A 19,187-nucleotide genomic window follows, 5' to 3' on the forward strand; every position below is an offset into this window, starting at 1 on the left:
AAGGACCTGGTCCATGACGACCATCCCGGCCTCGCAGCTTGTGAACGTCATCCCGAACGTTCTCAACGCGGGCGGCAACGCGCTCGTGATGAACGGCCTCGTGCTGACCCAAAACACTCGCGTCCCGATTGGGCAGGTGCTCTCGTTTCCGAACGACGGTGTGTCGGTGTCGAACTTCTTCGGCCCGTCCTCGGAAGAGGCCGAGATCGCGGCGGTCTATTTCAACGGCTTCAACAACTCGACCCAGAAGCCGGCCACGATCCTGTTCGCGCAGTATGCGTCCGCGTCCGTCGCGGCCTATCTGCAAGGCGGCAAGGCCGACCAGCTCTCGCTGGCGCAGCTCCAGGCTTTGAGCGGCACGCTCAGCGTCAACGTCGACGGCTATGTGCGCACCGCGAACGCGATCGATCTGTCGAGCGCGAACAGCTTCTCGGCCGCCGCGGCGCTGATCCAGACCGACCTGAACTCCGCTCCTCCGCAGGCGGCCGCCGTGACAGGCGCTATCGCCCCTGCGACGGCAGCCGTGACCGCCTCCATCGCCGGCAACGTCATGTATGTGACCGGCGTGACGTCGGGCGTTCTGGTCGCAGGCGCGGCCCTCTCCGGCGCTGGCGTCTCGGCCGGCACGCAGATCACCGACCAGCTCTCGGGAACGCCGGGCGGCATCGGCGAGTATGCCGTGTCGATCGAGCAGGTGGTCGCCAGCACTGCGGTCTCCGCGACCTATGGCACCCTCACGGTCACGGCGCTCGCAAGCGGCACCCTGGCTGTCGGCCAGACGCTTGCCGGTGCAGGGGTGACGGCTGGCACGCGCATCGTGGAGCTTGGCACCGGTGAGGGCCTTACCGGCACATACTTCGTCGACAAGACCCAGACGGTGGCGAGCGGCGCAATCACGGCGTCGGCCACGCCGCTGGACGTCAGCTATGACTCGGTCTCCGGCGGCTTCGTCATCACCTCCGCCATCGCCGGCGCGGCCTCGTCCGCAGCCTTTGCCACCGGCTCGGTCGCGGCGGGGCTCTTCCTGACGCAGGCGACCGGCGCGACGCTCTCTCAGGGCGCCGATGGAACGACGCCTGCCGCGTTCATGGCCGGGATCACCCAGCTCACCCAGAATTGGGCGACGTTCATGACGATTTTCGACCCCGATGGCGGTTCGGGCAGCGTGCAGAAGCAGGCCTTTGCCGAGTGGGTCAACAACACCAACAAGCGCTATGCCTACATCGCCTGGGATGCGGACATCACTCCCACCGAAGGCAACGATGCGACGTCGAGCTTCGGCAACATCATCGCTAGCGCCAATCTCGACGGAACCTGCGCCATCTACCATCCGGCCGGCGGGACCACGACGCCCGCGCAGATCGCCGCCTTCATCTGCGGCGCGGCGGCCTCGATCGACTTCCAGCAGACCAACGGCCGCATCACCTTCGCATTCCGGGGGCAGGATGGGCTTGTGGCGGGTGTCACTACCGCGACGGTGGCGAGCAACCTCATCGCCAACGGGTATAACTTCTACGGCGCCTACGCCACGGCCGCGCAGCAGTTCCTGGAGTTCCAGAACGGCACGGTGTCGGGCGAGTTCGAATGGCTGGACAGCTACATCAACCAGATTTGGCTGAACAACCAGCTCCAGCTCTCGCTCATGGAGCTGCTCCAGAACATCAACTCGGTGCCGTACAACGCGGCCGGCTATGAGCTGATCAAGGCGGCCTGCCTCGACCCGATCAACCAGGCGCTGAATTTCGGTGCGATCCGCGCCGGCGTGACGCTGTCGGCGCTCCAGATCGCGCAGATCAACTCGGCGGCGGGCGTCAAGGCGAGCGATACCCTCCAGCTGCAAGGCTGGTATCTCCAGGTCAAGGACGCCACCCCGCAGGTGCGCCAGGCCCGCCAGAGCCCGCCGATCAACTTCTGGTACATGGACGGCGAGTCCGTGCAGCAGATCGAGCTGACCTCGACCCTCGTCCAGTAAGCGGCAACCAATCCACTCGTCAGGAGCCAGACCATGTCGACCCTAACCGCCGCGAACGCGGTCATTACCCTTGCCGTGCCGAACCTCTTTCCGACGCCGGTTCAACTGCAGGGCTTCGCCACCGACAACATCTACGACATGGACAGTGTCGACCAGGTGGAGACCGCCATGGGCGTCGACGGCATCCTGTCGGGTGGCTTCGTCTACAACCCGATCAACCAAACGTTCGTGTTGCAGGCCGATTCCCCGTCGATCGCCTTCTTCGAAACCTGGGCGGCGACGCAGGTGCAGGCCAAGGACGTCTACACCGCCAACGGCTCGACGACGCTGCCGTCGCTCGGCCGCTCCTACATCTCCACCAAGGGTTTCCTGGTGAGCCTGCCGCCGATGCCGGCGGCGGCCAAGATCCTGCAGCCGCGCCGTTTCGCGATCCGCTGGCAGAGCGTTCAAAGCGTCCCGAACTGAGGTAACCCATGCGTAAAGAGATCGACGTCACGATCGCCGATGACGGCCGTGACCAGGGCAAGACCTTCCACATCCGCGAGATGCCGGCGACGCGCGCTGAGAAATGGGCGATGCGCGCGCTACTCGCGGTGGCGCGCTCCGGCGTCGAGCTCCCCGACGACTTCGCCGGCATGGGCATGCAGGGCATTGCCATCGTCGGCATCCGGGCGATCACCAAGATCGCCTTCGAGGATGCCGAACCGCTGCTCGACGAAATGATGGAATGCGTCACCATCAAGCCAGACCCCCGCAATCCGGCCATCCAGCGCCCGCTGATAGAGGGTGACGTCGAGGAGATCGCGACGCTGATCCAGCTCCGGCAGGAGGTCATCAACCTTCACGTCAGTTTTTTTACCAAAGGCGGCCAGTCGAAATCGATCTCGACACAGTCGCCGGCGTCCGCCTCCTCGAATACGGCAATGTCTCCCGAGCCATCGGTCAAGTTCTCTCAAAGGGCAAAACCTCGCTCCGCGAGCTAGACGAGTGGTTGTCGATCGAGGATGTCCACGACCTTCTCGAGGTGGCGATGGTCGATGCCCACAACCTGATGCTGCTGAGAAAGAGGGACGCCAATGGGCACGATCATTGATGAACTGATCGTCCGGCTGAATCTCGATCCAAAGAATTTTGAAGATGGTCGGAAGAAGCAGACCGAGGCCTGGCTAAAGTCGCGCGATGAATTCCGCAAGGGCGGGAAGGAGATCGAGGACAGCTCGAAGAAGGCGGCCGAGACCGTCAACCTGATCACCCGGCGCGTGCTCGAACTCTTCGCCGTCATCACCGGCAGCCAGGCGCTCAGCGACTTCGTGCGCAAGCTCACCAATGCCGACGCTTCGCTCGGCCGCTTCGCCTCGAGCCTCGGGGAATCGCCCCAGCGCATCGCGGCCTGGGAGAATGCGGCCGAACGCTTCGGCGGCTCGGCCGATGCCACCGCCTCGACCTTGGAGCGCGTCAACAAGCAGCTCTACAACCTCAACAAGAACGGCGAGGCGCTGCCGCGCGAATTCTCGCAGTTGCAGGCCTGGACCGGCATGCGGATCGACCCCAACCATGGGCTCGATCGCTACCTGTCCGATGTCGCCGCGGCTCTGCAGAGGTTGCACCAGATCGATGCCGGCGCGGCGCACAATGTCGCGCAGGCGCTGGGCATCGACCCGGCGACCGAACAGCTCATGTACAGGATGGGCGCGGGCATCGACGTCTATCTCGACAAGCTCCAGAAGAGCCTGTCGCCCAGCAACGATGCCATCGAGTCCGCGCAGAAACTGCAAGCGAGCTGGGCCGAGCTCCTCCAGCACATCATCGCGCTCGCCAACGCCATCTATGACAAGCTCGGCCCGGTCCTGGTCGATGCGGCGACAAAGATGTCAGCCTGGATCGACAAGAACCAGGACTGGATCCGGACCGGCATCGTCGACGCGGTGAAGCGTTTCATCGACTTCCTCGAAAAGATCGACTGGAACGCGGTCGGTGCCGGCATGCAGACGTTCGCGCACGGCGCGAAAGACGTCGTCGATGGGCTCGGCGGCATCGTGCACGCGACCGAGATCCTGTTCGGGCTTTGGCTCGGGTCAAAGTTCCTCCGCGTTCTCGGCAACATGCGCATGCTCGCTGCTGGCGGCGCAGGGGCCGGTGCAGCGGAAGGTGCCGGCGTTGGCGTGATGGGTCTTCTGGGCAGGCTATCGCCTTGGCTGGCTATGCTGGGCCTGTCAGGCGACACCCCAAAAAGCTCGGGCGGCTATAACCCACCCGACTTCGAACTCGACCAGATCACGGCTCTCAAGCATTGGGATCGCAGCGGCCCGCAAACGCGCAACCATGCGCATCGGGCTGGCGAGACCACCGTCGACGGCAAGCCCGTTTCGAGGGGCAATCCGCTTCCCGTCACCATCACCGACCAAAAGAGCGACGGCGGCGGCTTCTGGAGCAACCTGGTCAGCGGCATCGGTAGTCTGTTCGGCGCCGGCAGCACCGGCGGCTCGGCGGGCAAGCTTGGAGCGCTCGCGGGCGGCATGGTGGGCGGCACCGGTCCCGGCGGTCCGCAGCGGGCCTCTGGCGGCACGCGAGGCTGGTGGACGCCCGAGCGGCAGTCGCAGGCCTATCAGACCCTCACGGCCGGCGGCTTGTCGGATGCGGGCGCGCGCGGCCTCATCTCGCGCTGGATGAATGTCGAGGCGGCAGGCGGCCCTTCGACCGTCAACAGCATCGGCGCGTCTGGTGTGGCGCAGTGGCTCGGTTCGCGTAAGGCGCGCCTCATGGCCTTCGCCAAGGCGCGCGGCAAAGACTGGAACGATGCCGAGACGCAGTATCAGTTTGTCCTGTCCGAACTGAACGGTCCCGAGAGCCGGGCCGGGAGCATGCTGCGCAACGCCAAGACCGACGCGCAGGGCGCAACCGGTGCATCGATGTTCGAGCGCGCCGAGGGCTACAACGCTTGGTCGGGCATGGACGCCTACACCGGCCGAACCTACCGGGGTATGAAGGCAATCAACACCGGCGCCGCATCGGCGGCGCTGTCGAACATCTCCAGCACCCACACGGCCACGACGTCGAACAGCTCGGTCGAGGCCCATATCGGCAAGGTCGAGGTTCACAGCCAGGCGACCGATGCCAACGGCGTTGCGGCCGACATTAACGACGCGCTCAGCCGGCGTCTCTTCACCGCGCAGGCAAATAGTGGATTGGCGTGATGGCCGGCATTCTTGAACTTCTGACCCAGGATGCCTTCGGGTTGCTGTCGAGCGCGTTCGGCCTGCAGCCGTGGGGCATCTATTTCGGCGGCGTGCCGGTGATCGTCGCCGACAACGTCGTAGAAGTGCAGTATCGCCAGCAATGGTCGATCTCTGACTTCCCGGTCGAGCGGGGGGCCTTCGAGAGCTACGACAAGGTCCAGATACCCTACGATGCGCGACTGCGCTTCACCGCCGGCGGATCGGCGGCTAACCGTGCCGCGATGTTGGCCTCGATCGCGGCCGTCGCTGGCGATACCAATCTCTATGACGTGGTGACGCCGGAGGCGGTCTATCTCTCCTGCAACATCACCCACTACGACTACAGCCGACGCTCGAATGAGGGGATGGGGCTTCTGTCGGTCGATATCTGGCTGATCGAAGTGCGCCAAGCCGCCGGCGCCGCCATGTCTAACACCCAGGATCCGAGCGGGGCATCTCAGGTCAACGGCGGCACCGTCCAGACCGTGCCGGCGAGCAGCGCGCAGCTCGAGCAATTCCAGACGTCGTCTGGGCTACCGGCCGGGGGCTTCTGATGGTCATCATCCCTCTGCAGGCGGTGCCGAACCAGGCGATCGGCGTGACGCTGGACGGGCAGGTCTCGCAGATCAGCCTCTACCAGAAGAACACGGGCTTGTTCATCGACCTCTATGTCGACAACGTGCTCGTGATAGGCGGGGTGATCTGCCAGAACCTCAACCGGATCGTCCGCTCGCTCTATCTCGGCTTTTCCGGCGATCTGCTCTTCATCGACAACCAGGGCGACACCGACCCGTACTACACCGGGCTCGGCACCCGCTACAGCCTCGCCTACGTGTCGGCGAGCGAGCTTCCGGCGCGCTAGCAGCCTTCGGCCCTTAATGACCGGACCATGCGAACTATAACCGGATCGTAGGGCACCTTTTCGTCACGGCTGTAGTTGATCGTAAACAGCGCCGCGCGGTCGGCGCATACTTGGATGGCGCGAACATATCTGATCTGACCGTCTTTGATCCCCGAATAGCTGGCCCAAGTCGGCGTCAGGCGTTTATACGTCAATTTCCAACCGTCTTTTTCGTCCTGCTCCATGCGGTGCTCGATCTCGGCTTCGAAACTGGCTTTTCCCAGCCGAGCACCCCACACGGCCAGGAACGCGTGCCTTTCGCCTTCAAAAGCTGCGCCCTGATCCGAACGCTGAGACAGCGCGAACCCGGGTGGCACATCAAAGATGAAACCAAATTCCTTGACCCCGAAATGCTGCCACGGCTTTGCGTGGACCAAGGCGGTGGAGCACAGAATGCAAACGCAGGCCAAAATCAAACGACGCATTAGCGTTACTCGTCCAAAGTGCCCGGACTCCCGCTCCACGCCTTCCAACAAAGCGTGAGCGAATCCATGCCACCATCCAACTTGTTGGCGGAGCGAACGTTCCATTAGCTCGGGTGATGGCGGCGGGTCTCAACTAATCAGCTTCGGCAGCGTTTGAACCGGTCGCCGACAAAGCACGCGTGGAGCTGCTTCAACTGCGCCGCCACCGCCTCGCGCTGGTCGCACGCCTTGATGGTGTCGGGATCATCGCCCGATCCGCCGCGGCACTGCTCATTCAGGTCGAGATAGGTCTTCTCGAGCGCAGCCTTGTTCGGCTTCGCCAGCGCCGGCGCGACGGTGAAAAGCAGGAGGGCAGCGGTCGCGGCGGCAAGGACTTTGGGCATGGTCGTAACTTTCTTCATGTGAGGCGGTGGTCGGATGGCATTCAGCCAGAAGCGAATTTCCGTCGAGTTCGAACTCGCCAATGGACAGTTTGAAGGCGGCGGCAACACCGCAGAAGTCTCCGGTTTGCGCGTCGCCTGCAACATCGTCAACGCCGGGCAGGGCTCCGGGCAAGCGGAAATTTCGATCTGGGGCCTGCCGCTGGCTCTGATGAACCAGCTATCCACCGTCGGTTCACAGTATCTCCAGATGTACAAGAACGGCATTTCGGTGCTCGCTGGCGACGAGGAGACCGGCCAAAACGTCGTGTGGACCGGCGCCATCGTCTATGCCTACGTCGACGCGCAGGCGATGCCGGATGTGTGCTTCCGGATCAGCTCGCTCCCTGGCGTCTTCCATGCCGCAAAGCCGATCCCGCCGCTGAGCATCAAGGGATCCGGCGACGCCTCGCAGATGATGAAATCTCTCGCGGGGCAGATGGGCCTGGCGTTCGAGGATGCCGGGGTCAAGGTGAAGTTCGCCAACCCCTACTATCCGGGCACGGCATGGACGCAGATGCTGGCGATTGCGCGCGACGGCGGCTTCGACGTTGGCATCGATCGCGGCACGATGGTCATCACGCCACCCGGCAAGGCGCGAAACAGCGACACGGTTCTGATTTCGGCAGAGACCGGCATGGTCGGCTACCCGTTCTTCCAGCAGGCCTTCGTGCTGGTCCGCGCGCTCTACAATCCGGCCGTGAAGTATCAGGGCAAGGTGCAAATCCAGAGCGACCTGACCCCAGCCAACGGCACATGGAAGGTCAACCGCCTCGAGTATCAGTTGGAGGCAATGATGCCCCACGGAAAGTGGTTCATGCTCCTCGAATGCATCGCTGTTGATGCCTCGGCGCCGGCATGAGCAGCCAGGGCTATTTCGGTCAGCAGACCACGTCGGACGACACGGCTGAGATCAATCGGCTGCGCTTCCTCATCCGCCAGGAGCTGGCGCAGGCACGCACAGGCATCCCGGTCAAGGTTGTCGCTGTGCATGGCGGCGGCATCGGCGCGCCGCCCACCGTGGATGTGATGCCGCTGATCAATCAGACCGACGGGCAGGGCAACCAGACGCCCCACGGCGTCATCTATGGCATCGCCACGATGCGCAACCAGGGCGGCACCAACGGCATCATCAACGATCCGAAGGTCGGCGACATCGGCCACATGACGATCTCGGACCGCGATATCTCGGCGCTGAAAGCCAATGGCGGAGCGCAGTCGAACCCGGGCAGCTTCCGGCGTGGCAACATGTCGGACGGCATCTATCAGGGGGCCATCGCCAATCCGGCCAACCAGGACCAGGCCGTCCAGTTCACCGAGGGCGGCATCAAGCTCTTCGACAAGAACGGCCAGATCATCGAGTTTGCGGCCGGCTCCATCACCATCACCACCGCGCAGCTGCGCGTGACGGGCGATGTCATCGCCGGCGCCGGCGGCGAGAACATCAGCGTTCTCAACCACCGTCACACCAACGTCCAGCCCGGCGGCGGCACGTCGGGCCCACCGGAGCCGGGAACATGAAGACGCTGCTTCTCGACACCGACACCTGGGATTTGGTGGCCGACGCGTCGGGCAACATCGCCGTTGCCGACGAGCCCTATTCGCTGGCTCAGGACGCGGCGAGCGCGATCCGGCTGTTCGCGGGTGAGCTCTACTACGACACCACCCAGGGCATTCCCTACTTCGACCAGATCCTGGGCAAGGCGCCGCCGGTCTCGCTCATGAAGGCGTACTTCAATCGCGCGGCGCTGACGGTGCCGGGCGTCTTCTCGGCGCAGACCTTCATCCAGTCCTGGACCGATCGCGCTGTCACCGGCCAGGTGCAGGTGACGGACGAGGCGGGCAACATCACCGCAGCAGGCTTCTAGCACATGGCCGACACTACCAACGTTCCCCCGCCGCAGTGGACGGACACGGGGTTCCTGATCCCGTCGGCCGCGGAGGTCCTTGCCGGCGTTACCGAGGACATCAACGAAGCTTTTGGCGGTGTCCTCAATCCCGCGCTGAACACGCCGCAAGGGCAGCTCGCCAGCAGCGAAACGGCAGTGATCGACGAGGTCAACTCGACGTTCCTGTATTTCACCAACCAGGTGGATCCCGCCTATGCAACCGGGCGCATGCAGGATGCGATCGCGCGAATCTACTTCATCGAGCGAAACCCGGCTCAGCCGACGGTCGTGCAGGCGCTCTGCAATGGCCTGCCGGGCGTCGCAATTCCAGCCGGCTCGCTGGCGATTGCCGAGGATGGCAACCAGTATCTGTGCACCGAGGACGGCGTCATTGGCGCGGGTGGCAGCGTCACCTTGCCATTCGAGTGCCTGGTGGTCGGCCCGATCCCATGCCCTGCCGGAAGCCTCGACCAGATTTACCGAGCCATCCCTGGCTGGGATTCGATCACGAACCCGGATGACGGCGTGCTGGGCAACAACGTCGAGAGCCGATCTGCATTCGAGGCGCGCCGTGCTGCCTCCGTCGCACTGAACTCGCAGGGCTCGCTTCCGTCGGTCCTGGGAGCGGTGCTGGCGGTGCCGAATGTCATTGATGCGTTCGTGACAGAGAACGCCAGCAATGACGTCCAGACCATTGGCGGCGTCTCGATCTACCCGAACTCGCTCTATGTCGCGGTGGTCGGCGGCGACGCCGACGACGTCGCGCAAGCCATCTGGTCGCGCAAAGCGCCCGGCTGCGCCTACAACGGCAATACGACGGTCACAGTCTACGACCAGAGCCCCGGCTATGTCCCGCCGTACCCTGCCTATCGGGTGAGCTTCGAGATCCCCGATCCGTTGGCGATCCTGTTCGCGGTCAACATCGTCAACACGCATCTCGTCCCCGCCGATGCCGCGACGCAAATCCAGAATGCCATCGTCAGCGCCTTTGCCGGCGGCGATGGTGGCCCGCGCGCGAAAATCGGCACCACGCTGTTTGCGAGCCGCTTCTACGCGCCCGTCGCCGCCCTTGGCTCGTGGGCGCAGATCATCTCGATCGAGGTTGGCTCGAACAACAACCCGAGCGCCGTCTTCACCGGCCAGATCGCCGGAACCATACTGACGGTCTCCGCCGTTGCTTCGGGTGCATTGGCGGTCGGCCAGACTATTTCCGACACCACCGGCGCGCTGACTGTCGGCACCACCATCACGGCGCTCGGCACCGGCACCGGCGGCACCGGTACCTATGTCGTCTCCAACAACAAGAATGTGTCGATCGAGACCATGACGGCCGCGATCCCCAATCGCTTCGACATCGACGTCAACATCGACCAGGTGCCGACAATCTCCCCCAATGACATCTCCGTCACCCTGACCTGATCATGGAAGACACAGGACCTCCCTATCCCAGGCCGCCGGCCGGGATACCGAACGGCTTTGGCCAATTCGCGATTGGCATCAGCCCCATCGGCGATTTCCCGCCTTTCGACGTCTGGCGCACTGTCATCAGCCAGTATGCGAATGCGCCCACGCTGACGCAGCTGATCGGGAACATCTTCTCGTATCTCGACCAGACGGCCAACTTCGATGCGTTCTTCGACTACATCTGGAACGTCGACACGGCGCAGGGCTATGGGCTCGACGTCTGGGGCCGCATCGTCGGCGTCAGCCGGGTCTTGCAGGTCACGACCGGGGACTGGTTCGGGTTCGATGAGGCGAGGCCAGGAGCCGATCCGTTCGGGCAAGGCGCGTTCTATTCCGGCGCTCCGCTGACCTCGAATTTCGCGCTGTCGGACGAGGCATACCGCCGGCTCATTTTCGCCAAGGCGGCGGCCAACATCACTAACGGGTCGATCCCCGCGATCAACCAGATCCTGCTCAGCCTCTTCCCCAACAGAGGCAACGCCTACGTTACCGAGGGCGGCAACTACGGGACATGGTTCGGGTTCGAGGAGTCGCTGAACTCCGTCGGCTTCAACCAGGCATCGTTCTACGCGGGCTCGTCGATCCAGACGATGACGATGACCTACACCTTCGCGTTCCAGCTCACCCCTGTCGAACTCGCGATCGTCCAGAACTCCGGCGTCTTGCCGAAGCCGACCGGCGTCAAGGCGTCCGTCGTCATCATCTAAGGATCACTCCATGAAGCTTTCCGCCTTGCCTGCCAAGTTCCCCGTCGCTTGGGGAGCTTCGGCGAGCCCGAGCTATATCCGCTCCATCCCGCTCGGCTCCCAGATCGGGATTGTGAATGGCGCGGCCTCCCTGACCGACGGCTTTCCACCACTCAACTTCCTGCCGGTCGGGTCGGGCGGCGTGCCGCCATTCGGCCAGGACATGAACGGCATTCTGCAGCAGATCACGCAATGGTCGCAGTGGCAGAATGCAGGCGGTCTGGTTCCCTACGATCCGGCCTTTTCGGCAGCGATCGGCGGGTATCCCAAGAGCGCGTTGCTGGCCGGCGCGGCGACTGGCGTCGTTTGGCTGAGCACGGCCGACGACAATACGTCCGATCCCGATACGGGCGGCGCGAATTGGGTCAACATCGGAGCCGCATCCGCGCCGATCATGGTTGGTACCGACACAGGCTCGGCCAATGTCTGCACCGCCGCGGTCCTGCCGGCGCCGAGCGCTTATGTCGATGGCCAGATCTTCGTCGTCCAGAAGGCCGCATTCGACAACAACGGCGCCATGACGGGCAACATTGATGGGCTGGGCACCCATCCTATCGTCAACATGGACGGCACCGCGCTGACGCCAAAGCAATGGCCGGCCAGTGCAACGGGCATCCTCGAGTTCAACAACGCGACGACGTCGTTCCGTCTGCTCAACCCGGCTGTGACCGTGGCCGCCAACGCGGGCCTTGCCGCGACTGATCAGCAGGTCCTTTCGCTGAGCATCACGAGTTTGCCGGCACCCACCGGCGCACTTTCCTTGAACGACAGCCTACCGCTGCACGTGGTGGCGGACGGCGCGGACCGTGAAGTCACGCTCTCGGCGCTCGCCGCAATTCTCCCTGGCGCGATGAAGGCCATGCGCGTCATGACGGCGAGCGGCACATACACGCCGACGGTCGGTGCCAAGAGCATGCTCGTCTTTGCGACGGGCGCAGGTGGCGCAGGTGGCGGTAATGCAACTTCAAACGGCTTCACTGGCGGCGGCGGAAGCGCCGGTGGAACGGCTGTCTATTTCGGTCCCGTGTCTCAGCAGACCGTCACCATCGGCGCCGGTGGTGTCCCAAATCCCTCAAGCGGCAACGATCTGATTGGCGGTTCCGGAGGAACCACCTCTTTCGGCGCTCTTGCCGTCGCTAGCGGTGGCCTTGGCGGCTCTTCCAGCGGCACCAACTCCTACGGAGCGGGCGCGCAAGGGGTGGGCACCGGAACCGCCGGAACACTCTTGGTCCACGGCGGTGGCGGCTCGCCTGGTTCAGGCCATGAAGGCGGTTGCGGGGGCACCTCGTTCTGGGGCGGCGGCGGCTATGGGGGCGCAACGCCTTCGACCGGCGTCCAGGTACCCGGCGGCCCGGGCTCTCTCGGCGGCGGCGGCGGTGGTGGCGACGGCGGCGGCGCGGGCGGGGCCGGGGGCAACGGTGTGGTCGTCATCTTCGAATTCGACTGATCGCGGCATCGTCGCCCTTCTCGTAAGCCGACCACTCACACACATTCGGATTGGGACAAATGAATCCCTTCAGCTACGGCAACGTCCTGACCGCTGGCCAGTGGAGCTACCTGTTCTCGCAGAAGCAGGACGCGCTCGGTTATACCCCGGTGAACCGGGGCGGCGACACGATGCAAGGGCCGCTCAACACCCAGGCCTCCACGGCCGACGGCGCTGGGTTCAGCATCCCTCCTGGCGCTGCTCCGGGAGTGCCGGTCGACGGCCAGATCTGGATGACCATCTTTGGGCTCTTCTTCCAGATCGGCGGGAAAACGATCGGACCGATCGCCAACGGCACCATCGTCGGGCCCTCGAACTCCGTGGTGGGCGACATTCCCGTTTTCTCCACGACCGGCGGCACCGCCCTTGCCGACAGCGGGATCTCGCTCGCATCGCAGCTCCCAAACCTCATCCTGGCTACTCCAGCCTTCGGGAGCGGCGTGCCCGCATTCCGAGCGCTGATCGGGGCTGATCTACCCACGCCGCAGCCCGTGGCACTTGGTGGCGTGAAATCTGCGGCGGCTCCTCCACACCAGTTCGGGACGGGTGTTGATACCAGCGGCAACCCGACGTTCGCGCAGCCTGCAATCAGCGACGTCTCGGGCCTTGCCGCGAACATGCTCGCCTTTTTTGCCGGCGGCACGAGCGCGCAGCTCGCCGCGGCGATGGTCGACGAGACCGGTAGCGGTTCGCTTGTCTTCGCCACGAACCCGACCGTTGCCCTTGCCTCGGCCTCGACCGCCGTCACGCAGACACCCGGCGACAATTCGACCAAGCTGGCAACGACGGCCTATGTGCAGGCAGCGATCTTTGCCACCACGACGCTGCCCGCGACCAGGCTGGCCACGACCGCCGCGCTGCCGGCGGTCACCTATGCCAACGGAGCATCCGGCGTCGGCGCCACGCTCACCGCCTCTGCCAACGGTGCTTTGACGGTCGATGGCGTAGCCGCGAACCTCAACGACGTGGTCCTGGTCAAGAACCAGGCCTCATCGTTCCAGAACGGCATCTACACCGTCACGGCGACCGGTAGCGCGGGCGCGCCTTTCGTGCTGACGCGTGCGACCTACTACAATCTCTCGGCCGACATCGATCTTGGCGACCAAACATTCGTGACAGGTGGAGCGACGCAAGGCGCCACGACCTGGACACAGAATGCCAAGGAAAACCCGGTCATTGGCACTGACCCAATCACGTTCGCCCAGACGGCGGGCGTCGGTTCCTACACAGCCGGCAACGGCCTCACCCTGGCGGGCACGCAATTCGCGATCGACACGACGATCGTCACTGACCTGTCCTCGGCGCAGTCGCTCTCCAACAAGACGCTGGTGAGCCCGGCCCTCAGCGGCGTCCCCACCGCGCCGACTGCAGGTGCCGGCACGAGCAGCGCGCAGATCGCCACCACGGCATTTGCGGCTGCGGCTGCGGCGGCCGCCGCTGCCGGAACGCTTGTCAACGTCCAAGTGAAGACTGCCTCGGGCACCTATACGCCGACGGCAGGCGCAACCCGCGCAATCGTCTTCGTGACTGGAGGCGGCGCTGGCGGCACGACCGGCACGGGCAGCGGCAGTGAAAGCGGCGGCGGTGCTGGTGGCACGACCATCTTTTTCATGAACGGTGTCTCGGCACAGACCGTTACGATCGGCTCGGGCGGCGCTGCCGGCACCTCAGGTGGATCATCCGCGTTCGGCACTGTCACCGCGAACGGCGGCTCTGCCGCAGCCTCTCAGAACATTGGTGGTCGCGGCGGCGCCCCGAGCAGCACAGGCACGCTTAACATTGGTGGCGGCGACGGCGGCTCAGGCACTAATGCGACCGGCAACTCCCAAGGCGGCGAGGGCGGCGCCAGCTTCTGGGGCGGCGGCGGCGCGGGCGGCCAGACCGCCGGCGGCCACAACGCTGGCGCGGCCGCGCAGGCATTCGGCGCCGCCGGCGGCGGCGGTTCGTACAGCTCCGGCGCTGGCGGTGCCGGAGCGCCCGGCGTCGTTCTCATCCTCGAGTTCAAATAAGGATCGCATCCATGCAACTGGCAGTCATCGAAGGCACCGACGTCGTCAACATCATCGAGGGCGACCCGACCTTCACGCTCGACGGCTTCACGATTGTCCCGCTCGTGCAGCCGGGCTACATCGGCGGCACTTACAGCAATGGCGTGTTCAGCGCTCCGCCAGCGCCGGCTGCCGTTGTGCCGGAGAGCGTGTCGGCCCGGCAATTCCACCTCCAGCTAAGCGTTGCTGGGCTGCGCGCGCAGGTCACCGCCTGGATCGGAACGCAGCCCGTCGAGGTGCAAGACGCCTACGAATACAGCGGGAGCTTCGTCCGCAGCGAGCCGATGATGGAAACCGGTTTCGCCGCACTTGGCTACACCTCCGATCAGATCGACGCGTTTTTCACGGCGGCCGCTCTGCTCTGACCCTGCTCGAGTCCCCGTTCTCATTCTGATCAAGCTGCCCTCCCGGGCGGAAAGGAAGTGTTATGCGTCTCGTCGCTGACGTGCGCCGCGTGGTGCTGTTGTCCCTGAGTTTCTGGATGCAGGTGTTCGGCCTCGCCGTGCTCGTCCTGCCGGAGCTCTGGTATCGCGTGACCGGACAGGACTACGACCCAAACGTCGCATGGTGGCTTGGCGTGCTCCTGCTGCTCGCCGGCATTGTTGGCCGGGTCTATCAGCAGGGACTGTCGCCATGGAAGGAATGGGTTCGCATCATTGCCGTGGCGGCGATCGCCTTCGCTTTGGCGCTCCTGCTCGCATGGCCCTCCGGCGCAAGCCCCTTGGGTGGCAGTCCGGCGACCGAGGCACAGACGCTCGATATCGCCGTGCCGTTCATCGCCAAGAAGGAGGGCGAGAAGCTGGTCGCCTACAGGGACTCCGTTGGCGTCCCGACTATCGGCTTTGGCCATACCGCCGGTGTGCACATGGGCATGGTGATCACGCACCAGCAGGCGCTCGACATGTTGCGCCAGGACGTCGCCTCGCACCGCACCGGCCTACACCGATATTTTACGCCGGCGACGATCGACGTGCGCCTGCCTGCCACGCGCGACGCGGCCTACACCTCGCTGGCGTTCAACGTCGGTCCTGCCGGCGCGGGCAAGAGCACCGCAACGCGCCGCCTCAACGCTGGTGACGTCGTCGGCGGCTGTCAGGCGCTGACCTGGTTCGATGAGGCCGGCCATAGGGTGCTGCGCAGCCTTTGGGAACGGCGCCAGCAGGAAAAGGCGCTTTGCATGATCGGCGCAAGTCGATGATGCTCGCTTTCCTCGCGCCGGTTCTGGCAGTCCTCGGCCCGGTCTGGACTTTCTGCACCAGCCGCGTCGGCCTGCCGCTGGTTGTCGCTGGCGGCATCATCCTCTTCTACGAGGGCCTGCCGCTCGGGCCGCTGCGTGACATTCCCTATCTCGGTCCGGAGCTGACAGGCCTCGTCGGCGGTCGCGTCGATCGCGCGTATGCCGCCGGCCAAAAGGCCGAGGACGCGATTTGGGAGGAGAAGATCAAGCTCGCCGCCATCGCCCAGGCGGCCGACACCAAAACGCGGCAACAGGACATCGATGCCGCGGCACAAGCCTACATCGACAAACAGCATAGCGACGCCGGCCGCATCGCCGACCTGGTGCGCGCGCAGAAGGACCAAGACAATGCACCGCCCGTTTCGACGAACCCTTCTGGCTGCAAGCCTGATGGCATCTCTGCAGGGGTGTCAGAGCGCCTCGACGCCATCGGTCGATAACCTGGTGCCGAAGCCTACCGCTCACGTCGATCCGAGTGTGATGCAGGAATGCCGAGGTGTCGTCGATGTCCCGCACACCTTCATTCCATATGATCAGGCGATCCTGCTTTGGGCGAAAGATCGGGCGTCGCTTGGCGATTGCAAACGCCTCGACCACGCCAAGGGCGACACCATCAAGGCGCTCGTGAAATGAGCGGTGGTGCAGTGCCTCAACGTCTTCGCGAACTCGACCCGGAAACCATCCTCTGGCTCGATCGCCTCGACAGCAAGCAGCGTGAAGCCCTTATCTGGGCCGGTCGCCTCAAGCCCGAACAGCGAGATCGGCTCGATGATTTCCTCGACATGGACGAGGATCACTTCCAGGCGGGGTTCGCGGTGGTGAAGCTCTGGACCCGGCTGCGCTGGCTGGGCTCCACATCGATGTGGATCATTTTGACGGTTGCGGGGTTGTTGCTGGCGTTGACCCAGATCATCGACCAGTTGAAGGGATCCAAGCTGTGAGGCTGCCGCGCACCGCTTCCGAAGTTCTGACCGGTCTCATTTTCCTCTTGGCCGGGGCTCTCGGGGTGCTGCTCTACCTGCAGATAGCACAGGCGCTCACCCTGTAATTCCCTGCTCATCACATCCAGTCTTCCCCATCGGCGTCGGCCGGTGGGGGACTTTTTTGCGTTTGGGCGGTTGATGAGCCAGAGCTAAATAGCTTTACCCTTGTCTCGAAGCCGAACAAAACTCGCTGGAAGAGAGGCAATGAACAACACCAGACAAACACTCAGGAGGACGATGTCCTTGTAGAGGAATTCACCGGCAAGGTTCCACGCTATCGGGTCCGTTGAGATGCTCCAGACCACGACCCCAGGGGTCGTGAAGAAAAATGACCAGGTGATCAGAAAGGTTCCTACCCCGATCAAGGCGCCCAAAGCTGACAGAATGGGCACAAACGCGCCTAATGCCAGAAGAAGAGCCGTGAATAACTCGATGCAGCCCAGCAGATAGGCCTCGCCCCTGAGGCCGAAAATCTGGAGCCAAAAAACGAACGGGCTGTTTGAGATGAATTGGGCGATACCGTTCGCTGACTGCGGCGTGAATTTCTGGATCCCGAACGACACGAAGATCAGAACCATGACCCACCTGAGAAGGGCGAGCGGCCAGTAAGATCCAACCCCTTTCTCGGCGACGTTGAATTCTCTATGCATGCTTTTGTCCTCTGCCAAGCAATCCAGGAATAACAAGGAGCCCTTCCCTGACGCACGGGTGCCAAGCGCCAGGTCCAGTGACCCCACCGCCAACTTCGTTGCGCCCCGCAGTTTCGTTACAGTCCCGGCTGCGAAAAACACGTCCGCCCTCGACCTAACTTAGATGAAAGGCACTGGACATCATGTGTAAGCTCGGCGGAGATGACGATCTTGTTTGCACGGTCTGCGACGTGACCGGTCGGCCACTACTCCGGTCCTCGATGAAAGCCGAGCAACTGGTGGTCAGCGACGAGACACAAAACGCCGTAGCGGGGCGGCTCTATCGCGGCGCTCGGAACCATCCCAGCCCTGCGAAATTGACTCGCCGTGTTGCGTCGAGAGTTCCGCGTTTAACCATGGCCCGTTCCGTCTCTAGCCAGAATGCAAAGCGCGCCGCCGTTCGCAAAGCACTCGACCGCCACAAGATCTACATCACCGCGCAGCGCTTCGCAGGCGGCACGTACGAAGCTCGGGTGCTGGTCGAGGGCGAGGTCTATTGGGTCGATGAATTGCGGCTGAGCCAATTGCGGGCAGGCATTCCCCCAACAGAGCTGGAGTTGATACCGGAAGACGATGGCTGAAGATTACGGTTTGCCTCTCTCAGAGGGCTCATTTGTCCTTCGGGGTGACCTGCACAGCCTGCAAAAGCCCTAACACGATCAGCGCTAAGACCGTGCCAAGCACTCCGATCTGCCAGAACCCAAGGCCCACTGCCAACCCGATAGCTCCCGCGAGCCACATTCCTGCGCCGGTGGTCAGACCTTGAACTTCGCCTTTCGAAAAGAAAACTATGCCTGCGGCAAGGAATGCGACCCCGGCGGTGGTTGCTTCAATGAGCCTTATCGGGTCGATCGCCACCTCTTGGCCATCGAAGACATGCATGTGAGTTATTTCAATGGCAAGGACGGCGATCAAGGCAGTTGCCAGGCAGACCAGGATGTGAGTTCGCAGTCCGGCCGGCCGATCACGCCATTCGCGTTCTAGTCCGACCAGTGAGCCGAGTATTGCGGCCAGCAACAGCCTGGCTGAAATCACCGAGAATGGCAGCCAAGTCTTCTGCCCGAAACCTTCGACAAGCTGGTCCATGAGTAACCTCTCGACTGGAAGACGATGGTGCGGGCTGAGGGGCTCCGCTTCCGACCTAGTGCCGCGTCATTGTCAGCGCCGCCCTAAGGCCTTCGCCTCTCGCTCCAGGGTTTCGCGGGCGTTCCCGTGCTTCCTGATCAGATCGCGCACCTGCTCGGGTGTCAGTCCGACCTTCTGGGCGAAATACTCAACCTCATAGTCTTCATCGGCCGAAACCCGATCGCGGTCGCGGAAGTCGCGCTTGCTCTTGTCGTCTGCCATGTCGGTTCCTCCTGAGGGGGAGAAACACGGCTGTTGCCGCCTTGTTCCCGCTCGTGGGCGTTCGGCCGCGGAACGTCTCGACCGCCCGGCCGTTTCCCGAAATGACGCTTTCAGACGATATCCGCATGGTACGAGGGCATGTCCGGCTGGGTCGACATCACCTCGCGCAACAGCGCGATCGCATAGCCCAGCTGGAGCGTGACGGATTGTCGACCGACGGCGCCCTCGATTTTTTGGCGCTTCTCGAAAGCATGCAAGACCTTCACGAACTGCATCTGGCACGGCTGCTCGCAAAGGCTGCGGGACAAGACTTAGTCATCGAACCGGCGGGTGCTGCTGGCTCGGGAACATAGTTGAGTCTGCGCG

Annotated in this window: 25 protein-coding genes; 19 read left to right on the forward strand and 6 right to left on the reverse strand. The window is 63.8% G+C overall.

The annotated features are described in order from the left end of the window. Window positions 1-13: 13 nt before the first annotated feature. From P9273_RS03665 to P9273_RS03690, 6 genes are all read left to right on the forward strand, one after another. Window positions 14-1,972, forward strand: a complete 1,959-nt coding sequence (locus tag P9273_RS03665; RefSeq protein WP_278047659.1) for a DUF3383 family protein — start codon at window positions 14-16, stop codon at window positions 1,970-1,972. A gap of 33 nt (window positions 1,973-2,005) precedes the next feature. Then, window positions 2,006-2,437 carry a phage tail fiber protein gene (locus P9273_RS03670; RefSeq protein WP_067328704.1) on the forward strand — a complete coding sequence of 144 codons (432 nt, stop codon included), beginning with the start codon at window positions 2,006-2,008 and terminating at the stop codon, window positions 2,435-2,437. Between the two features lie 8 nt (window positions 2,438-2,445). Continuing rightward, the gene (locus P9273_RS03675) at window positions 2,446-2,955 is read left to right on the forward strand and encodes a hypothetical protein (RefSeq protein WP_278047660.1); all 510 of its coding nucleotides are present in this window, start codon (window positions 2,446-2,448) and stop codon (window positions 2,953-2,955) included. Between the two features lie 93 nt (window positions 2,956-3,048). After that, on the forward strand, window positions 3,049-5,166 hold the full coding sequence (locus tag P9273_RS03680) for a phage tail tip lysozyme (protein ID WP_278047661.1): 2,118 nt from the start codon (window positions 3,049-3,051) through the stop codon (window positions 5,164-5,166). Beyond that, complete coding sequence (locus P9273_RS03685) at window positions 5,166-5,741, forward strand: phage baseplate protein (RefSeq protein ID WP_278047662.1); 576 nt, start codon at window positions 5,166-5,168, stop codon at window positions 5,739-5,741. Before P9273_RS03680 ends, P9273_RS03685 begins: the two co-directional genes overlap by 1 nt. Beyond that, complete coding sequence (locus P9273_RS03690) at window positions 5,741-6,049, forward strand: phage baseplate plug family protein (protein ID WP_278047663.1); 309 nt, start codon at window positions 5,741-5,743, stop codon at window positions 6,047-6,049. Before P9273_RS03685 ends, P9273_RS03690 begins: the two co-directional genes overlap by 1 nt. Here the strand turns inward: P9273_RS03690 and P9273_RS03695 are convergent. Both P9273_RS03695 and P9273_RS03700 read right to left on the reverse strand, forming a co-directional pair. Continuing rightward, on the reverse strand, window positions 6,046-6,513 hold the full coding sequence (locus tag P9273_RS03695) for a hypothetical protein (RefSeq protein ID WP_278047664.1): 468 nt from the start codon (window positions 6,511-6,513) through the stop codon (window positions 6,046-6,048). The genes P9273_RS03690 and P9273_RS03695 overlap by 4 nt on opposite strands. Before the next feature lie 137 nt (window positions 6,514-6,650). Next, window positions 6,651-6,896 (reverse strand): hypothetical protein, encoded by a 246-nt coding sequence (locus P9273_RS03700; protein ID WP_278047665.1) that lies wholly within the window; start codon window positions 6,894-6,896, stop codon window positions 6,651-6,653. A 34-nt stretch (window positions 6,897-6,930) separates the two neighbouring features. Between P9273_RS03700 and P9273_RS03705 the strand changes: the two genes are divergently transcribed. The 12 genes from P9273_RS03705 to P9273_RS03760 all read left to right on the forward strand — a co-directional run bounded on the left by P9273_RS03705 (window position 6,931) and on the right by P9273_RS03760 (window position 16,743). Next, window positions 6,931-7,794: a baseplate hub protein gene (locus P9273_RS03705; RefSeq protein ID WP_278047666.1), complete on the forward strand. Its 864-nt coding sequence runs from the start codon at window positions 6,931-6,933 to the stop codon at window positions 7,792-7,794. Further along, window positions 7,791-8,453: a hypothetical protein gene (locus tag P9273_RS03710; protein WP_278047667.1), complete on the forward strand. Its 663-nt coding sequence runs from the start codon at window positions 7,791-7,793 to the stop codon at window positions 8,451-8,453. Before P9273_RS03705 ends, P9273_RS03710 begins: the two co-directional genes overlap by 4 nt. Further along, entirely contained in the window at window positions 8,450-8,800 is a 351-nt protein-coding gene (locus P9273_RS03715; RefSeq protein WP_278047668.1) for a hypothetical protein, read from the forward strand. Before P9273_RS03710 ends, P9273_RS03715 begins: the two co-directional genes overlap by 4 nt. A gap of 3 nt (window positions 8,801-8,803) precedes the next feature. Continuing rightward, window positions 8,804-10,240 carry a baseplate J/gp47 family protein gene (locus tag P9273_RS03720; protein ID WP_278047669.1) on the forward strand — a complete coding sequence of 479 codons (1,437 nt, stop codon included), beginning with the start codon at window positions 8,804-8,806 and terminating at the stop codon, window positions 10,238-10,240. Between the two features lie 2 nt (window positions 10,241-10,242). After that, entirely contained in the window at window positions 10,243-10,992 is a 750-nt protein-coding gene (locus P9273_RS03725) for a DUF2612 domain-containing protein (RefSeq protein ID WP_278047670.1), read from the forward strand. A 10-nt stretch (window positions 10,993-11,002) separates the two neighbouring features. After that, window positions 11,003-12,478, forward strand: a complete 1,476-nt coding sequence (locus P9273_RS03730; protein ID WP_278047671.1) for a glycine-rich domain-containing protein — start codon at window positions 11,003-11,005, stop codon at window positions 12,476-12,478. Window positions 12,479-12,537: 59 nt separating this feature from the next. Beyond that, the gene (locus tag P9273_RS03735; RefSeq protein WP_278047672.1) at window positions 12,538-14,526 is read left to right on the forward strand and encodes a hypothetical protein; all 1,989 of its coding nucleotides are present in this window, start codon (window positions 12,538-12,540) and stop codon (window positions 14,524-14,526) included. A gap of 11 nt (window positions 14,527-14,537) precedes the next feature. Then, window positions 14,538-14,930 carry a hypothetical protein gene (locus P9273_RS03740; RefSeq protein ID WP_278047673.1) on the forward strand — a complete coding sequence of 131 codons (393 nt, stop codon included), beginning with the start codon at window positions 14,538-14,540 and terminating at the stop codon, window positions 14,928-14,930. A 62-nt stretch (window positions 14,931-14,992) separates the two neighbouring features. After that, window positions 14,993-15,763 (forward strand): lysozyme, encoded by a 771-nt coding sequence (locus tag P9273_RS03745; RefSeq protein WP_278047674.1) that lies wholly within the window; start codon window positions 14,993-14,995, stop codon window positions 15,761-15,763. Continuing rightward, entirely contained in the window at window positions 15,760-16,242 is a 483-nt protein-coding gene (locus P9273_RS03750; RefSeq protein WP_278047675.1) for a hypothetical protein, read from the forward strand. The genes P9273_RS03745 and P9273_RS03750 overlap by 4 nt, the downstream gene beginning before the upstream one ends. A 4-nt stretch (window positions 16,243-16,246) precedes the next feature. Next, the gene (locus P9273_RS03755) at window positions 16,247-16,435 is read left to right on the forward strand and encodes a hypothetical protein (protein ID WP_278047676.1); all 189 of its coding nucleotides are present in this window, start codon (window positions 16,247-16,249) and stop codon (window positions 16,433-16,435) included. Beyond that, on the forward strand, window positions 16,432-16,743 hold the full coding sequence (locus P9273_RS03760; protein WP_095783063.1) for a hypothetical protein: 312 nt from the start codon (window positions 16,432-16,434) through the stop codon (window positions 16,741-16,743). The genes P9273_RS03755 and P9273_RS03760 overlap by 4 nt, the downstream gene beginning before the upstream one ends. Before the next feature lie 191 nt (window positions 16,744-16,934). Here the strand turns inward: P9273_RS03760 and P9273_RS03765 are convergent, their stop codons facing one another. Next, window positions 16,935-17,435: a YkgB family protein gene (locus P9273_RS03765; protein WP_278047677.1), complete on the reverse strand. Its 501-nt coding sequence runs from the start codon at window positions 17,433-17,435 to the stop codon at window positions 16,935-16,937. Between the two features lie 182 nt (window positions 17,436-17,617). Here P9273_RS03765 and P9273_RS03770 point away from each other — a divergent pair, with 182 nt between their 5' ends. Then, a complete protein-coding gene (locus P9273_RS03770) occupies window positions 17,618-18,055 on the forward strand; it encodes a hypothetical protein (protein WP_278047678.1) in 438 nt (145 codons plus the stop codon). A 28-nt stretch (window positions 18,056-18,083) separates the two neighbouring features. On the opposite strand, the gene P9273_RS03775 is transcribed toward P9273_RS03770, so the two are convergent. The 3 genes from P9273_RS03775 to P9273_RS03785 all read right to left on the reverse strand — a co-directional run bounded on the left by P9273_RS03775 (window position 18,084) and on the right by P9273_RS03785 (window position 19,096). Next, window positions 18,084-18,560: an MgtC/SapB family protein gene (locus P9273_RS03775; protein WP_278047679.1), complete on the reverse strand. Its 477-nt coding sequence runs from the start codon at window positions 18,558-18,560 to the stop codon at window positions 18,084-18,086. 72 nt (window positions 18,561-18,632) lie between these two features. Further along, a complete protein-coding gene (locus P9273_RS03780; protein WP_278047680.1) occupies window positions 18,633-18,821 on the reverse strand; it encodes a DUF3606 domain-containing protein in 189 nt (62 codons plus the stop codon). Window positions 18,822-18,931: 110 nt separating this feature from the next. Then, window positions 18,932-19,096, reverse strand: a complete 165-nt coding sequence (locus P9273_RS03785) for a hypothetical protein (protein ID WP_278047681.1) — start codon at window positions 19,094-19,096, stop codon at window positions 18,932-18,934. Window positions 19,097-19,187 lie beyond the last annotated feature (91 nt).

This window comes from Mesorhizobium sp. WSM4935 (assembly GCF_029625735.1).
Classification (GTDB): domain Bacteria; phylum Pseudomonadota; class Alphaproteobacteria; order Rhizobiales; family Rhizobiaceae; genus Mesorhizobium.

Excerpts from the sequence above, each read along its gene's own strand:
- P9273_RS03715 (WP_278047668.1), top strand. The coding sequence starts at position 8,450 with ATGAAGACGCTGCTTCTCGACACCGACACCTGGGATTTGGTGGCCGAC.
- P9273_RS03780 (WP_278047680.1), bottom strand. The coding sequence starts at position 18,821 with ATGGCAGACGACAAGAGCAAGCGCGACTTCCGCGACCGCGATCGGGTT.
- P9273_RS03765 (WP_278047677.1), bottom strand. The coding sequence starts at position 17,435 with ATGCATAGAGAATTCAACGTCGCCGAGAAAGGGGTTGGATCTTACTGG.
- P9273_RS03685 (WP_278047662.1), top strand. The coding sequence starts at position 5,166 with ATGGCCGGCATTCTTGAACTTCTGACCCAGGATGCCTTCGGGTTGCTG.
- P9273_RS03675 (WP_278047660.1), top strand. The coding sequence starts at position 2,446 with ATGCGTAAAGAGATCGACGTCACGATCGCCGATGACGGCCGTGACCAG.
- P9273_RS03665 (WP_278047659.1), top strand. The coding sequence starts at position 14 with ATGACGACCATCCCGGCCTCGCAGCTTGTGAACGTCATCCCGAACGTT.
- P9273_RS03745 (WP_278047674.1), top strand. The coding sequence starts at position 14,993 with ATGCGTCTCGTCGCTGACGTGCGCCGCGTGGTGCTGTTGTCCCTGAGT.
- P9273_RS03690 (WP_278047663.1), top strand. The coding sequence starts at position 5,741 with ATGGTCATCATCCCTCTGCAGGCGGTGCCGAACCAGGCGATCGGCGTG.
- P9273_RS03775 (WP_278047679.1), bottom strand. The coding sequence starts at position 18,560 with ATGGACCAGCTTGTCGAAGGTTTCGGGCAGAAGACTTGGCTGCCATTC.
- P9273_RS03730 (WP_278047671.1), top strand. The coding sequence starts at position 11,003 with ATGAAGCTTTCCGCCTTGCCTGCCAAGTTCCCCGTCGCTTGGGGAGCT.
- P9273_RS03740 (WP_278047673.1), top strand. The coding sequence starts at position 14,538 with ATGCAACTGGCAGTCATCGAAGGCACCGACGTCGTCAACATCATCGAG.
- P9273_RS03670 (WP_067328704.1), top strand. The coding sequence starts at position 2,006 with ATGTCGACCCTAACCGCCGCGAACGCGGTCATTACCCTTGCCGTGCCG.
- P9273_RS03770 (WP_278047678.1), top strand. The coding sequence starts at position 17,618 with ATGTGTAAGCTCGGCGGAGATGACGATCTTGTTTGCACGGTCTGCGAC.
- P9273_RS03705 (WP_278047666.1), top strand. The coding sequence starts at position 6,931 with ATGGCATTCAGCCAGAAGCGAATTTCCGTCGAGTTCGAACTCGCCAAT.
- P9273_RS03700 (WP_278047665.1), bottom strand. The coding sequence starts at position 6,896 with ATGCCCAAAGTCCTTGCCGCCGCGACCGCTGCCCTCCTGCTTTTCACC.
- P9273_RS03725 (WP_278047670.1), top strand. The coding sequence starts at position 10,243 with ATGGAAGACACAGGACCTCCCTATCCCAGGCCGCCGGCCGGGATACCG.
- P9273_RS03695 (WP_278047664.1), bottom strand. The coding sequence starts at position 6,513 with ATGCGTCGTTTGATTTTGGCCTGCGTTTGCATTCTGTGCTCCACCGCC.
- P9273_RS03760 (WP_095783063.1), top strand. The coding sequence starts at position 16,432 with ATGAGCGGTGGTGCAGTGCCTCAACGTCTTCGCGAACTCGACCCGGAA.
- P9273_RS03735 (WP_278047672.1), top strand. The coding sequence starts at position 12,538 with ATGAATCCCTTCAGCTACGGCAACGTCCTGACCGCTGGCCAGTGGAGC.
- P9273_RS03710 (WP_278047667.1), top strand. The coding sequence starts at position 7,791 with ATGAGCAGCCAGGGCTATTTCGGTCAGCAGACCACGTCGGACGACACG.
- P9273_RS03750 (WP_278047675.1), top strand. The coding sequence starts at position 15,760 with ATGATGCTCGCTTTCCTCGCGCCGGTTCTGGCAGTCCTCGGCCCGGTC.
- P9273_RS03785 (WP_278047681.1), bottom strand. The coding sequence starts at position 19,096 with ATGCAGTTCGTGAAGGTCTTGCATGCTTTCGAGAAGCGCCAAAAAATC.
- P9273_RS03720 (WP_278047669.1), top strand. The coding sequence starts at position 8,804 with ATGGCCGACACTACCAACGTTCCCCCGCCGCAGTGGACGGACACGGGG.
- P9273_RS03680 (WP_278047661.1), top strand. The coding sequence starts at position 3,049 with ATGGGCACGATCATTGATGAACTGATCGTCCGGCTGAATCTCGATCCA.